Source organism: Streptococcus mitis, from assembly GCF_002096835.1.
GTDB classification, from domain to species: Bacteria; Bacillota; Bacilli; order Lactobacillales; family Streptococcaceae; genus Streptococcus; species Streptococcus mitis_W.
The window spans coordinates 169,728-183,193 of record NZ_NCVG01000022.1; the positions used below are offsets into that span (position 1 = coordinate 169,728).

Consider the following 13,466-nt stretch of genomic DNA (forward strand, 5'->3'; position numbering starts at 1 on the left):
GGAGAAGTAAATGACTAAAGAAAATATTAAACTTTTTTCAGAAATGCATGCTGAACCAAGCTGGTTGGCTGACCTCCGTCAAAAAGCTTTTGACAAGATTGAGACTTTGGAATTACCAGTTATTGAGCGTGTCAAATTCCACCGTTGGAATCTGGGTGATGGAACGATTACAGAAAGTGAGCCATCAGCAAATGTTCCTGACTTCACAGCTTTAGATAATCATTTAAAGTTGGTGCAAGTTGGAACTCAAACTGTTTTTGAGCAAATTCCAGTTGAGTTGGCTGAACAGGGTGTCGTCTTTACAGACTTCCACTCAGCTTTAGAAGAAATTCCAGAGCTTATTGAGGAATTATTCATGTCATCTGTTAAGTATGACGATGACAAGTTGGCAGCCTACCATACAGCTTATTTCAACAGTGGTGCTGTTCTCTACATTCCTGATAATGTTGAAATTAAGGAACCAATCGAAGGAATTTTCTATCAAGACAGCGATAACGATGTGCCGTTTAACAAGCATATTATGATTATCGCTGGTAAAAATTCTAAGATTAGTTATCTGGAACGTTTAGAGTCACGCGGTGAAGGAAGTGCCAAAGCAACTGCTAATATCACAGTAGAAGTAATTGCACGTTCTGGAGCTCAAGTGAAGTTTGCTGCTATCGACCGTCTAGGTGAAAACGTCACTGCTTACATTAGCCGTCGTGGTAAATTAGGCAACGATGCAAGCATTGACTGGGCAATCGGTGTCATGAACGAAGGGAATGTAGTTGCTGATTTTGATAGTGACTTGATTGGTAACGGTAGCCATGCGGACCTTAAAGTCGTAGCTCTTTCAAGTGGCCGTCAGGTACAAGGGATTGATACCCGAGTAACTAACTATGGTTGCAACTCAATCGGAAATATCCTTCAACATGGGGTTATTCTTGAAAAAGCAACTTTAACTTTCAATGGTATTGGCCACATTATCAAGGGTGCCAAGGGAGCAGATGCGCAACAAGAGAGCCGTGTTCTCATGCTTTCAGACCAAGCGCGTTCAGATGCCAATCCAATTCTTTTGATTGATGAAAATGACGTAACTGCAGGACACGCGGCTTCTATCGGTCAGGTAGATCCAGAAGATATGTATTACCTCATGAGCCGTGGCTTGGATAAGTCAACTGCAGAACGTTTGGTTGTCCGCGGTTTCCTTGGATCTGTTATTGTTGAGATACCAGTCAAAGAAGTTCGTGATGAAATGATTGCAACTATCGAAGAAAAATTGTCAAAACGCTAAGGGGTAGCCTATGTTAGATGTAGAAGTGATTCGCAAGGATTTTCCAATTTTAGACCAGATTGTTAATGATGAACCATTAGTCTATTTGGACAATGCTGCGACGACACAAAAACCACTGGCAGTTCTGGAGACGATTAACCGCTACTATGAGAACGACAATGCCAATGTTCATCGTGGGGTCCATACCTTGGCTGAGCGAGCAACAGCTTCTTATGAGGCGGCTCGTGAAACCATTCGTAAGTTTATCAATGCAAGGTCTACAAAGGAAGTTCTCTTTACTAGAGGAACGACAACCAGTCTGAACTGGGTAGCGCGCTTTGCAGAGGAAGCCTTGACTGAGGGAGACCAGGTTTTGATTTCTGTCATGGAACACCATTCCAACATCATTCCTTGGCAGGAAGCCTGCCGTAAAACTGGGGCAGAACTTGTTTATGTCTATCTCAATAATGGAGCTCTGGATATGGATGATTTTCGAACTAAATTGACTGATAAAGTCAAGTTTGTCTCCCTTGCTCACGCCTCAAATGTTCTTGGTGTAGTCAATCCGATCAAAGAAATCACCCAATTAGCCCATCAAGTTGGAGCCATCATGGTGGTGGATGGTGCTCAATCTACGCCTCATATGAAGATTGATGTCCGGGACTTGGATGTGGACTTCTTTGCCTTTTCAGGTCACAAGATGGCTGGTCCAACTGGTATTGGTGTTCTTTATGGTAAAGAAAAGTATCTGGAACAAATGTCACCAGTAGAATTTGGTGGTGAGATGATTGATTTTGTCTATGAGCAATCTGCTAGTTGGAAGGAATTGCCTTGGAAATTTGAGGCTGGAACACCAAATATGGCAGGTGCTATCGGACTGGCAGCAGCAGTGGATTATCTTGAAAAGATTGGTATGGATGCGATTGAAGCCCATGAACAGGAACTGATTGCATACGTCTATCCAAAACTGCAGGCGATTGAAGGATTGACTATTTACGGTTCGCAGGACTTGGCTCATCGTTCAGGTGTTATTGCCTTTAACCTAGGTGACCTTCATCCTCACGACCTTGCGACTGCTCTGGATTATGAAGGAGTGGCAGTTCGTGCGGGTCACCATTGTGCGCAACCTTTGCTCCAGTATTTGGATGTCCCAGCAACAGCTCGCGCAAGTTTTTATATTTACAATACCAAGGCAGATTGCGACAAGCTAGTCGATGCCTTACAAAAGACAAAGGAGTTTTTCAATGGCACTTTCTAAACTAGATAGCCTTTATATGGCAGTGGTAGCAGACCATTCGAAAAATCCACATCACCAAGGGAAGTTGGAAGATGCTGAGCAAATCAGTCTCAACAATCCGACCTGTGGAGATGTCATCAACCTCTCAGTCAAGTTTGATGCAGAGGGCCGTTTGGAAGATATTGCTTTTCTAAACTCAGGTTGTACCATCTCGACTGCCTCTGCAAGCATGATGACAGATGCAGTTTTAGGAAAAACCAAACAAGAAATTTTAGAGCTTGCGACTATTTTTTCTGAAATGGTTCAAGGCCAAAAAGATGACAGACAAGATAGTCTTGGAGACGCAGCCTTCTTATCAGGTGTTGCCAAATTTCCTCAACGTATCAAGTGTGCAACCCTAGCTTGGAACGCCCTGAAGAAAACAATTGAAAATCAAGAAAATCAGTAAGACAAGTTTCTTTTGTCTTATGAATCAGTAGAAATGAAGAATGAAAGAAAGGATATTATGGCTGAAGAAAGAGTAGAACCAAAACCAATTGACCTTGGTGAATATAAATTTGGTTTCCATGATGATGTAGAGCCTGTCCTATCGACAGGAAAAGGATTGAATGAAGATGTCATTCGTGAACTATCAGCTGCTAAGGGAGAACCTGAGTGGATGCTAGAATTCCGTTTGAAGTCTTATGAAACCTTCAAGAAAATGCCCATGCAAACTTGGGGAGCAGACTTGTCAGAGATTGATTTTGATGACTTGATCTACTACCAAAAACCATCTGACAAACCAGCTCGTTCATGGGATGAAGTTCCTGAAAAAATCAAAGAAACCTTTGAACGTATCGGTATTCCAGAAGCTGAACGTGCTTATCTAGCAGGTGCCTCTGCCCAGTATGAGTCAGAAGTGGTTTACCATAACATGAAGGAAGAGTTCCAGAAATTGGGGATTATCTTTACAGATACGGATTCTGCCCTCAAGGAATACCCAGACTTGTTTAAGCAATACTTTGCCAAGTTGGTACCACCGACTGATAACAAGTTGGCAGCTCTTAACTCGGCAGTGTGGTCAGGTGGAACCTTTATCTACGTACCAAAAGGGGTCAAGGTAGATATTCCTCTTCAAACTTACTTCCGTATCAACAACGAAAATACTGGTCAGTTTGAACGTACCTTGATTATCGTTGATGAAGGAGCAAGTGTCCATTATGTAGAAGGATGTACAGCGCCAACTTATTCAAGTAACAGCTTGCATGCTGCCATCGTAGAAATTTTTGCCTTAGATGGTGCTTATATGCGTTATACGACTATCCAAAACTGGTCTGATAATGTCTATAACTTGGTAACGAAACGTGCTAAAGCTCAAAAAGATGCCACTGTTGAGTGGATTGATGGTAACTTGGGTGCAAAGACTACCATGAAATACCCATCTGTTTACCTTGATGGAGAAGGGGCGCGTGGTACTATGCTCTCTATCGCTTTTGCTAATGTAGGGCAACACCAGGACACGGGTGCCAAGATGATCCACAATGCTCCACATACCAGCTCGTCTATCGTGTCTAAATCCATCGCTAAAGGCGGAGGAAAGGTGGACTACCGTGGTCAAGTGACCTTTAATAAGAACTCTAAGAAATCTGTTTCTCACATTGAGTGTGATACCATTATCATGGATGACTTGTCAGCATCAGATACTATTCCGTTTAATGAAATTCACAACTCACAAGTCGCTTTGGAACACGAAGCTAAGGTATCTAAGATTTCAGAAGAGCAACTCTATTACCTCATGAGCCGTGGATTGTCAGAATCTGAAGCAACTGAGATGATTGTTATGGGATTTGTAGAACCATTTACAAAAGAGCTTCCAATGGAATATGCTGTTGAGCTGAACCGCTTGATCAGCTATGAAATGGAAGGATCAGTTGGGTAAAATTTGTTTTTATACTCTTCGAAAATCTCTTCAAACCACGTCAGCTTTATCTACAACCTCAAAGCGGTGCTTTGAGCAACCTGCGGCTAGCTTCCTAGTTTGCTCTTTGATTTTTATTGAGTATTAAATTTACTCAAAATCAAGGATTTTGAAGATGAACTTGTAATAAAAAAATCGCGGTTTAAAATCGCGATTTTTTTATAATTTTTCGTTGATGAAGCGGATAAACTGATTCCACCAAACTTTTAAGAAGAAGGCTTTTTCAACTTTCTTTTCTGCTACCATTTCAAAACTAGGACGCTCTGTGGTAATGTAACCTTGACCAATCAAGTCTGAGTCTTCATAAGTCAAATGTCCAACCACTGTTCCGGCTTCAAGTGGTGCTGGAATTGCCTTAGAATCAGGTGTGAATTGAATAGATTGGGAAGCTTGACTCCCAACACGTTCAATTAGAGTGATATCATCTTTGGCAACAGCAGTGACAGTATCTTCTTTTCCATCTTGTACAGGGGCTTTGCTATCTTGATAAGCATCACCTTTCTGAACGATTTTACGAAGTGTGAATGTAGAAGAGATATAATCCATTAGTGAAGATGTAGCTGTGAAGCGAGCGTAAGGATTATTGTCTTGATGATCTGCATTCAAAACAACTGTGATAACCCTCATCCCTTTTTCGACAGTAGTACCAACAAAAGATTCTCCAGCTTTGTCTGTTGTTCCTGTCTTAAGGCCATCAAAACCACCGCGATAAGCAGGCATGCCTTCTAACATGTAGTTGGTAGAAGTGATTGTCATCCCAGCAAAAGTAGATGAAGGTTTTTTAGTGATTTCTAAGACTTGTGGGTATTTTTTGATGAGGTTGCGAGCAACGATAGCGACATCATAAGCACTGAGCTTATTTTCATCATCTTTTTTAGAGCCCGGGTAAATGTTATCCCCTAGAGTCTCATTGTTAAGACCTGTTGTATTAACAACAGTGGCATCCTGAATTCCCCATTCCAAGAGTTTTGCCCGCATCATATCGACGAAATCTTTTTCTGAGCCAGCAATTTTCTCAGCTAGGGCGATAGCTGCACTGTTGGCACTAGATACCAGTGTTGCTTCAAGTAGCTGTTCAACGGTATAATTACGAGCCTCCATAGGAACGTTACTCGCTTCAGAATTTGTCGTTAATTTGTATGGATAATCAGAGATATCTACCGGAGTGGATAGTGTAATACTGCCGTTTTCCAAGGCTTCATAGACAAGATAGACCGTAATCAATTTTGTGATTGAAGCGATTTCAACTGGTTGGGTTGCATCTTTCTCATAGAGAATTTTACCAGTATTCGCCTCAACGGCAATTGCATGTTTAGCAGCAATATTAAAATCTTGAGCAGCAACAGTAGATGCTGAGCCAATAACGGAAAGGCTTAGGAGAGTTAAAATTATTTTTTTCATAGTAAGTTTATTCTATCATAAAGAAAAAAATATTCCCAGTTTCATGATATAAGAAAGAAGCTTTTTTGAAAGTGTGGTAAAATAGATGAATGGAGGTACTTCATGTTTCGTAAGAATAAATTATTTTTTTGGACCAGTGAGATTTTACTATTAACCATCATCTTCTATTTATGGAGACAGATGGGAGCGATTATTACACCTTTTGTAAGCGTTGCAAACACTATCATGATTCCCTTTCTTTTAGGTGGTTTTTTATATTATTTGACAAATCCTATTGTAAATTTTTTACAAAAGTATTTCAAAATTAATCGTATCATTGGTATTCTACTAACCTTGTGTGCTTTTGTCTGGGGGCTAGTTATTGGGGTAGTCTATCTCTTACCGATTTTGATTAATCAGTTGACCAGTTTGATAGCAACAAGTCAGACAATTTATAGCCGTTTGCAAGATTTGATTGTGGATTTATCTACTTATCCAGCCTTTCAAAATTTAGATATTCAAGCGACTATTCAACAGTTAAATCTATCCTATGTAGATATTTTACAAAATATCCTAAATAGCGTTACCAATAGTGTCGGAAGTGTTCTATCAGCTCTCTTTAGTACCGTTTTGATTATTATTATGACCCCTGTGTTTTTGGTTTATTTTTTGTTAGATGGTAACAAATTTTTGCCGATGCTTGAGCGCACTGTTTTAAAGAGAGATAAGTTGCATATTGCAGGTCTTTTAAAGAATTTGAATACTACAATTGCTCGATATATTAGTGGAGTTGCTATTGATGCGATTATTATTGGTTGTTTGGCCTTTATCGGATATAGCGTAATCGGTTTGAAATACGCTTTGGTCTTCGCTATCTTTTCAGGATTAGCCAATCTCATTCCTTATGTAGGCCCAAGTATTGGTCTAGTTCCGATGATTATCGCCAATGTCTTTACTGATCCCCATAGAATGCTGATTGCAGTTATTTATATGCTGATTATTCAACAAGTGGATGGAAATATTCTCTACCCTCGTATCGTAGGTGGTGTGATGAAAGTCCATCCAATTACGATTTTAGTATTACTTTTGTTATCAAGTAATATCTATGGTGTCATTGGTATGATTGTCGCAGTACCAACCTATTCTATCTTAAAAGAAATTTCTAAGTTTTTATCACGTTTGTATGAAAATCATAAAATAATGAAAGAAAGAGAAAGACAATTAGCTAAGTAAAAGTCAGGAAATTCCTGCTTTTTCTTTTTCATTAAAGAAGTGATAGGAGTAGAAATACCGTTTAGATTAGCAGATTAAGAATAATTCACAAAAACTTTGTAAAACACTTGCAATTTAGCTGAAATTTGATAAAATAGTAAGGAAAGTTAGACTGTATTGCCTACTGTCTATCTATAAAATATATTTTATTGGAGGCTTTTACTCAAATGGCAAAAGAAAAATACGATCGTAGTAAACCACACGTTAACATTGGTACTATCGGACACGTTGACCACGGTAAAACTACTTTGACAGCAGCTATCACAACTGTTTTGGCACGTCGCTTGCCTTCAGCTGTTAACCAACCTAAAGACTATGCGTCTATCGATGCTGCTCCAGAAGAACGCGAACGCGGTATCACTATCAACACTGCGCACGTTGAGTACGAAACTGAAAAACGTCACTACGCTCACATCGACGCTCCAGGACACGCGGACTACGTTAAAAACATGATCACTGGTGCCGCTCAAATGGACGGAGCTATCCTTGTAGTAGCTTCAACTGACGGACCAATGCCACAAACTCGTGAGCACATCCTTCTTTCACGTCAGGTTGGTGTTAAACACCTTATCGTCTTCATGAACAAAGTTGACTTGGTTGACGACGAAGAATTGCTTGAATTGGTTGAAATGGAAATCCGTGACCTATTGTCAGAATACGACTTCCCAGGTGACGATCTTCCAGTTATCCAAGGTTCAGCTCTTAAAGCCCTTGAAGGTGACACTAAATACGAAGACATCGTTATGGAATTGATGAACACAGTTGATGAGTACATCCCAGAACCAGAACGTGACACTGACAAACCATTGCTTCTTCCAGTCGAAGACGTATTCTCAATCACTGGACGTGGTACAGTTGCTTCAGGACGTATCGACCGTGGTATCGTTAAAGTCAACGACGAAATCGAAATCGTTGGTATCAAAGAAGAAACTCAAAAAGCAGTTGTTACTGGTGTTGAAATGTTCCGTAAACAACTTGATGAAGGTCTTGCCGGAGATAACGTAGGTGTCCTTCTTCGTGGTGTTCAACGTGATGAAATCGAACGTGGACAAGTTATTGCTAAACCAGGTTCAATCAACCCACACACTAAATTCAAAGGTGAAGTTTACATCCTTACTAAAGAAGAAGGTGGACGTCACACTCCATTCTTCAACAACTACCGTCCACAATTCTACTTCCGTACTACTGACGTTACAGGTTCAATCGAACTTCCAGCAGGTACTGAAATGGTAATGCCTGGTGATAACGTGACAATCGACGTTGAGTTGATCCACCCAATCGCCGTAGAACAAGGTACTACATTCTCTATCCGTGAGGGTGGACGTACTGTTGGTTCAGGTATGGTTACAGAAATCGAAGCTTAATTCGATTTAGTTCCCAGAAGAACAATTATTTAAGTCAGACACTAAAAGAATCTTGCATTGCAAGGTTCTTTTTTTAAAAAAATAAAAAGATAGACCTGATAAAGTCCAGATCCATCTAATAAGTTATTTTCAAGTGACTAGTTCGCTCCAAACACTAACATTCGATATAGTAGAGGTTTCACCAGCTGGAACCCATTTGTTAGTTCCTAAGTATCTAACTTCTAGTTTACGAACATTTACTATGTAAGATGCTTTTAGCCTGATGTAACCATAAGTGTAGGGTGGTACGTTATGGGATACTGAGTGATTTAAACTAAGTCAAAATCCAGACTCAGGAGCAGAAAAGCTAACAGCTGCACTTAAAGTTAGGGTAGCTCCAGCTTTTCCACCATAAGCAGTTGAACTTAGAGATCCTGATGTAGCGCTGCTCTTATAAGAGTGAGAGGAGCTAGTTCTATAGTCTGCAACACCAGTTGCATTAGAACGAGTCTGATACGTAGATTTAGACTCTAAATAGGCGTCTCTAAGTTCAGTCGTATAAAATGACAATAACTCTCCTGTGTTGATATCTTTTACAACACGATTAGATACAATTTCATAATTTGTGCAAGGATAGACATCAGCAAAAACCGTAGATGTTGTGACTAAGAAAAATAGATTTGATAGAACAGAGAAAAACAATAATTTCAATTTAATCATAAAAAAATGTCTATTCTTCATGATCAAAAGATTATTTTTTCAATCCTTTGAAAGTCATAATGCAACCCGAAAGGATACTGAGAGTTCCTATAGGTCTCCAATATAGCTGCCAAAAGAATAAATTTATTCTTCCTTTCAGTGTCTCATCGGGTCCAGCATAATAGGGGTTGATGTGAAATAATAAAAAACCAAAACATAAAACTATGATTCCGGTTAAGAATAAAATGTCCTTATTTACTTTCCTCATAAAATCTCCTTTTATTTAATTTTAAGCGTTTTCTATTATTAGTATACGTCAAAAAAATAAAAAAACAAGTCTATTTATTTATTAATTTATATGGTATAATAAAATAGTTGGAGAGTTTTTTTACTACGAATCTTATGTAGTTTTACAAAAAAGAGGCTAGATAAAAACTCAATTTTAGGAGAAAATGAAGTAAAATTTCCCACAATAAAACGCATAATATCAAGGTTCAATACCTGATATTATGCGTTTTTGATTTTAAAGACTTTTTGCCCAGCCTCAATGAGGGCTTTATTTGATATAGAGTTCTTGATTTTTTAGGACAATTTCTCGTACACTTGCAAACTTCTTAAGTTTTTTAAGTTCTTCTTGATGAGTGACGAGAGTGATAACATAACCTTCCTTGCCCATACGGCCAGTACGGCCAGCACGGTGAGTGTAGGTTTCAATATCTCTAGGAACATCAAAGTTTACGACACATTCTAGGCTATCGATATCAATTCCACGTGCCAGAAGGTCAGTTGCAAGAAGCAGAGTTAGTTGCTTGTCCTTGAATTTCTCTAAAATGACTTTTCTGAACTTGACGTTGACATCACTAGCTAGAGAAACAGCTAGGATATCACGATACTGTAATTTTTCCTCTGCACTTCCAAGGTCTGATAGGCTGTTAAAAAAGACCAGACCGCGGAAATCTTCTACATGAGCCAGTTTTCGTAGCATATCCACTCGGTGACGTTGATCTACCTGCATGTAGAAGTGCTGGATGTTGTCCAATTTTTGGTCAGAGAGATCAATGGTACGTGTGTTAGGCGCAATCTTCTTTTGGTCAAATTTGGTTGTCGCACTCATATAGACAAGTTGGTGGTCACGAGGTGCGTAGTGAGTAATTTTCTCGACAAAGTGTATCTGAGAATCATCGAGCAATTGGTCAAATTCATCTAGGATGATGGTTTCCACATTCATCATCTTGATTTTTTTCAATTTAATTAGTTCAAAGATACGGCCAGGAGTTCCAATCAGAATTTCTGGTCCTTTTTTTAGGCGTTCAATCTGGCGTTTCTGACTCGAACCTGATAAGAAGAGTTGGGCAGTTAAGCCGATAGCTTCAGCCCACGTTTTACATACATCAAAAATCTGTCCAGCAAGCTCAGTATTTGGTGCTAAAATCAATAGTTGTTGGGCTTTTTTCTTTTGTAGTCTGAGAAGACTTGGTAGAAGGTAAGCTAGGGTCTTACCAGTTCCTGTTGGGCTCACTCCTAGGAGGTTTTCTCCAGCAAGAAGGGGCTCAAATAGTTGAGTTTGAATGGGGGTGAATTCTAGGAAACCGAGTTGGTCACTTAGTTCTTGCCATTCAGTTGGTAGTTTGTTTTTCATTTTTCTGCCTCAAATCTAATGCCAGCAGTCTGGCGCATAGTATATAGTAGCTCATGAACTGAACTTGCATCTTCCAGCCAAGTTTGGTAGAGATTCAGATCTGGTTGCTGGGTCATGTGTGCAAATGTAGCGACTTCCTCAGTCATCGTATGAGGAGCCTGTTGGATAGGGAGTTGGACTTGATTGCCTTGATGGTCGGTAAAAATAGCCGAGCTAACATGCTCAATCGTGTTGAGAGTCAAGGTTCCATCTGTCGTATAAATCTCGCAAGGGAGATTGGAAGTGATGTTTTTTCCAGCCTTGATATGAACTTGAAAGTCAGGATAGAAGAGAATTCCGTCTCCATTTAGGTCAATGCTATTGTCAAGCTGTTGCCCCTGATAGATTGTGTTCTGAGCCTTTCCAAAGAGGCGAACGGCAGCGTAGAGAGGATAAATCCCCAAATCCATGAGGGCTCCACCAGCAAAACGGTCTGAAAAGACATTTGGTATCTGTCCCGCCAACAAATCTGGCATTTTAGAAGAATACTTGGCATAGTTGAAATCTGCCCCTAAAATCTGTTTGTCTGCTAAAAAGTTTTTGATGATAGTGAAAGCTTTTTCATGGTAATTGCGAGCTGCTTCAAAGATAAAACAGTGATTTTTCTTAGCTGTTTGAACCAATTCCAGCCAGTCTTGTGGCTGAGTGACAGCTGGCTTTTCAAGAATGACGTGTTTACCAGCGGATAATGCAGCTTTCGCCTGAGCAAAATGCAAGGAGTTTGGACTGGCAATATAGACCACATCAAAGGAGCTATTGAAGAAGTCCTCTACTTGATCAAAGAGTTGGATATCCTGATAGCGAGAAGCAAAGTTTGCTGCAGTTTCTATCTTTCTAGAATAAACTGCGACAAGTTGGTATTTTCCACTGGTATGGGCTGCTTCTATGAAGTGGTGGCTGATAGCCCCTGTTCCGATGACACCTAATTTAAGCATAATTACTCCTTTTCCGATTTCAAATCCTTCCTTTATTATAACATAGATAGACGGGACTATCCAACAGAGGGTAAAAAATTTCAAATAAGCTACTAGGTCTTTTCCAAAGAAAATGGTACAATAATGAAATGAGTAAATGACATGGGAGGGAAAATGAGGTTATTACCTATAAGAAAAATATCACGTCAGTCTAAGAGGCTAGCGCTTTTTTTGACTTTTTGTGCAGGATATGTAGACGCCTATACGTTTATTGTGCGAGGGAATACTCTTGTAGCTGGACAAACTGGGAATGTCGTCTTTCTATCAGTGGGGCTCATTCAACACAATGTTTCAGATGCTAGTGCCAAAGTAATGACCTTGCTAGCTTTTATGATGGGGGTCTTTTTATTAACTGTTTATAAGCAAAAATTGAGAATTGTGAAAAAACCAATTCTGTCACTGATTCCTTTGGCAATCTTATCAATTATTATTGGTTTTGTGCCGCAAACTGTAGATAATATTTATCTAGTACCGCCCTTAGCCTTTTGTATGGGCTTGGTGACAACTGCTTTTGGTGAGGTTTCGGGTATTGCCTACAATAATGCCTTTATGACAGGGAACATCAAACGGACCATGTTGGCTTTTGGGGATTATTTTAGGACCAAGCACACACCATTTTTACGTGAAGGGATTATCTTTGTAAGTCTGCTTAGTAGTTTTGTACTTGGCGTTGTCTTTTCAGCCTATTTGACGATTTTCTATCATGAAAAGACCATTCTTGGTGTTCCTATTATGATGAGTATTTTTTACCTCAGCATGCTTTTTGCTTCGTGGCGGAAAAAAGTAAAAGAAAAAGCTTCATTTTAGGTGTTATTACTTGTAAGAAAACAGGAGATATGCTATACTTGAAGAGTTGACTATGCACGATCCTGTGCAACCGCACGAACATCGTTGCTTGATTATTCAAGTTTAAGTGGTTCGTCCCACGATGCTAGGCGAGTCTTCACAAAAAATTCGGGGAAACCCATAAAAATCATAGGAGGTGCATAATGAGCACATACGCAATTATCAAAACTGGCGGAAAACAAGTTAAAGTTGAAGTTGGTCAAGCAGTTTACGTTGAAAAATTGAACGTTGAAGCTGGTCAAGAAGTTACTTTTAACGAAGTTGTTCTTGTTGGTGGTGAAAACACTGTTGTCGGAACTCCACTTGTTGCTGGAGCTACTGTAGTTGGAACTGTTGAAAAACAAGGAAAACAAAAGAAAGTTGTTACTTACAAGTACAAACCTAAAAAAGGTAGCCACCGTAAACAAGGTCACCGTCAACCATATACAAAAGTTGTCATCAACGCAATTAACGCTTAATTTTAAGGAGAACACATGATACAAGCAGTCTTTGAGAGAGCCGAAGATGGCGAGCTGAGGAGTGCGGAAATTACTGGACACGCCGAGAGTGGCGAATACGGCTTAGATGTCGTGTGTGCATCGGTTTCTACGCTTGCCATTAACTTTATCAATTCTATTGAGAAATTTGCAGGCTATGAACCAATCCTAGAATTAAACGAAGATGAAGGTGGCTATCTGATGGTTGAAATTCCAAAAGATCTTCCTTCACACCAGAGAGAAATGACCCAGTTATTCTTTGAATCATTTTTCTTAGGTATGGCAAACTTATCGGAGAACTCTTCTGAGTTCGTCCAAACCAGAGTTATCACAGAAAACTAACACGGAGGAA

At 39.6% G+C, this 13,466-nt stretch carries 13 protein-coding genes and 1 other annotated feature; of the genes, 9 read left to right on the forward strand and 4 right to left on the reverse strand.

Annotated elements, in window-relative coordinates:
• The first annotated feature begins 10 nt into the window (after positions 1 to 10).
• From sufD to sufB, 4 genes are read left to right on the forward strand one after another with little or no spacing between them, the layout of a single operon-like run.
• Positions 11 to 1,273: a Fe-S cluster assembly protein SufD gene (gene sufD / locus B7699_RS06190; RefSeq protein WP_049532180.1), complete on the forward strand. Its 1,263-nt coding sequence runs from the start codon at positions 11 to 13 to the stop codon at positions 1,271 to 1,273.
• 10 nt (positions 1,274 to 1,283) lie between these two features.
• The gene (locus B7699_RS06195) at positions 1,284 to 2,510 is read left to right on the forward strand and encodes a cysteine desulfurase (protein WP_060628495.1); all 1,227 of its coding nucleotides are present in this window, start codon (positions 1,284 to 1,286) and stop codon (positions 2,508 to 2,510) included.
• Complete coding sequence (gene sufU, locus B7699_RS06200; protein WP_060628494.1) at positions 2,497 to 2,937, forward strand: Fe-S cluster assembly sulfur transfer protein SufU; 441 nt, start codon at positions 2,497 to 2,499, stop codon at positions 2,935 to 2,937. The genes B7699_RS06195 and sufU overlap by 14 nt, the downstream gene beginning before the upstream one ends.
• Positions 2,938 to 2,994: 57 nt before the next feature.
• The gene (gene sufB, locus B7699_RS06205; protein ID WP_084927524.1) at positions 2,995 to 4,407 is read left to right on the forward strand and encodes a Fe-S cluster assembly protein SufB; all 1,413 of its coding nucleotides are present in this window, start codon (positions 2,995 to 2,997) and stop codon (positions 4,405 to 4,407) included.
• Positions 4,408 to 4,605: 198 nt separating this feature from the next.
• On the opposite strand, the gene pbp3 is transcribed toward sufB, so the two are convergent.
• Positions 4,606 to 5,847 (reverse strand): D-alanyl-D-alanine carboxypeptidase PBP3, encoded by a 1,242-nt coding sequence (gene pbp3 / locus B7699_RS06210; RefSeq protein WP_060628492.1) that lies wholly within the window; start codon positions 5,845 to 5,847, stop codon positions 4,606 to 4,608.
• A gap of 102 nt (positions 5,848 to 5,949) precedes the next feature.
• Between pbp3 and B7699_RS06215 the strand changes: the two genes are divergently transcribed.
• Positions 5,950 to 7,059 carry an AI-2E family transporter gene (locus tag B7699_RS06215; RefSeq protein ID WP_084927526.1) on the forward strand — a complete coding sequence of 370 codons (1,110 nt, stop codon included), beginning with the start codon at positions 5,950 to 5,952 and terminating at the stop codon, positions 7,057 to 7,059.
• Positions 7,060 to 7,265: 206 nt separating this feature from the next.
• The gene (gene tuf / locus B7699_RS06220; protein ID WP_001040721.1) at positions 7,266 to 8,462 is read left to right on the forward strand and encodes an elongation factor Tu; all 1,197 of its coding nucleotides are present in this window, start codon (positions 7,266 to 7,268) and stop codon (positions 8,460 to 8,462) included.
• A gap of 318 nt (positions 8,463 to 8,780) precedes the next feature.
• Here the strand turns inward: tuf and B7699_RS06225 are convergent, their stop codons facing one another.
• The 3 genes from B7699_RS06225 to B7699_RS06240 form a co-directional block, all read right to left on the reverse strand.
• Positions 8,781 to 9,161, reverse strand: a complete 381-nt coding sequence (locus tag B7699_RS06225) for a hypothetical protein (protein ID WP_223330095.1) — start codon at positions 9,159 to 9,161, stop codon at positions 8,781 to 8,783.
• A 535-nt stretch (positions 9,162 to 9,696) separates the two neighbouring features.
• Positions 9,697 to 10,779 (reverse strand): DEAD/DEAH box helicase, encoded by a 1,083-nt coding sequence (locus tag B7699_RS06235; protein WP_084927528.1) that lies wholly within the window; start codon positions 10,777 to 10,779, stop codon positions 9,697 to 9,699.
• The gene (locus B7699_RS06240) at positions 10,776 to 11,753 is read right to left on the reverse strand and encodes a Gfo/Idh/MocA family protein (RefSeq protein ID WP_084927529.1); all 978 of its coding nucleotides are present in this window, start codon (positions 11,751 to 11,753) and stop codon (positions 10,776 to 10,778) included. Before B7699_RS06240 ends, B7699_RS06235 begins: the two co-directional genes overlap by 4 nt.
• A 141-nt stretch (positions 11,754 to 11,894) precedes the next feature.
• On the opposite strand from B7699_RS06240, the gene B7699_RS06245 reads away from it, so the two are divergent.
• From B7699_RS06245 to B7699_RS06255, 3 genes are all read left to right on the forward strand, one after another.
• Positions 11,895 to 12,599: a YoaK family protein gene (locus tag B7699_RS06245; protein ID WP_084927531.1), complete on the forward strand. Its 705-nt coding sequence runs from the start codon at positions 11,895 to 11,897 to the stop codon at positions 12,597 to 12,599.
• A 58-nt stretch (positions 12,600 to 12,657) separates the two neighbouring features.
• Positions 12,658 to 12,745, forward strand: a sequence feature (ribosomal protein L21 leader region).
• A gap of 36 nt (positions 12,746 to 12,781) precedes the next feature.
• Positions 12,782 to 13,096, forward strand: coding sequence for a 50S ribosomal protein L21 (rplU, locus tag B7699_RS06250; protein ID WP_000109141.1), 315 nt, complete (start codon positions 12,782 to 12,784; stop codon positions 13,094 to 13,096).
• A gap of 15 nt (positions 13,097 to 13,111) precedes the next feature.
• Positions 13,112 to 13,456, forward strand: a complete 345-nt coding sequence (locus B7699_RS06255) for a ribosomal-processing cysteine protease Prp (protein WP_000613699.1) — start codon at positions 13,112 to 13,114, stop codon at positions 13,454 to 13,456.
• Positions 13,457 to 13,466 lie beyond the last annotated feature (10 nt).

Coding starts and splice junctions, on each gene's coding strand:
- B7699_RS06245 (WP_084927531.1), top strand. CDS start 11,895: ATGGGAGGGAAAATGAGGTTATTACCTATAAGAAAAATATCACGTCAG.
- B7699_RS06195 (WP_060628495.1), top strand. CDS start 1,284: ATGTTAGATGTAGAAGTGATTCGCAAGGATTTTCCAATTTTAGACCAG.
- sufU (WP_060628494.1), top strand. CDS start 2,497: ATGGCACTTTCTAAACTAGATAGCCTTTATATGGCAGTGGTAGCAGAC.
- B7699_RS06215 (WP_084927526.1), top strand. CDS start 5,950: ATGTTTCGTAAGAATAAATTATTTTTTTGGACCAGTGAGATTTTACTA.
- B7699_RS06225 (WP_223330095.1), bottom strand. CDS start 9,161: ATGATTAAATTGAAATTATTGTTTTTCTCTGTTCTATCAAATCTATTT.
- sufD (WP_049532180.1), top strand. CDS start 11: ATGACTAAAGAAAATATTAAACTTTTTTCAGAAATGCATGCTGAACCA.
- B7699_RS06240 (WP_084927529.1), bottom strand. CDS start 11,753: ATGCTTAAATTAGGTGTCATCGGAACAGGGGCTATCAGCCACCACTTC.
- rplU (WP_000109141.1), top strand. CDS start 12,782: ATGAGCACATACGCAATTATCAAAACTGGCGGAAAACAAGTTAAAGTT.
- pbp3 (WP_060628492.1), bottom strand. CDS start 5,847: ATGAAAAAAATAATTTTAACTCTCCTAAGCCTTTCCGTTATTGGCTCA.
- B7699_RS06235 (WP_084927528.1), bottom strand. CDS start 10,779: ATGAAAAACAAACTACCAACTGAATGGCAAGAACTAAGTGACCAACTC.
- sufB (WP_084927524.1), top strand. CDS start 2,995: ATGGCTGAAGAAAGAGTAGAACCAAAACCAATTGACCTTGGTGAATAT.
- B7699_RS06255 (WP_000613699.1), top strand. CDS start 13,112: ATGATACAAGCAGTCTTTGAGAGAGCCGAAGATGGCGAGCTGAGGAGT.
- tuf (WP_001040721.1), top strand. CDS start 7,266: ATGGCAAAAGAAAAATACGATCGTAGTAAACCACACGTTAACATTGGT.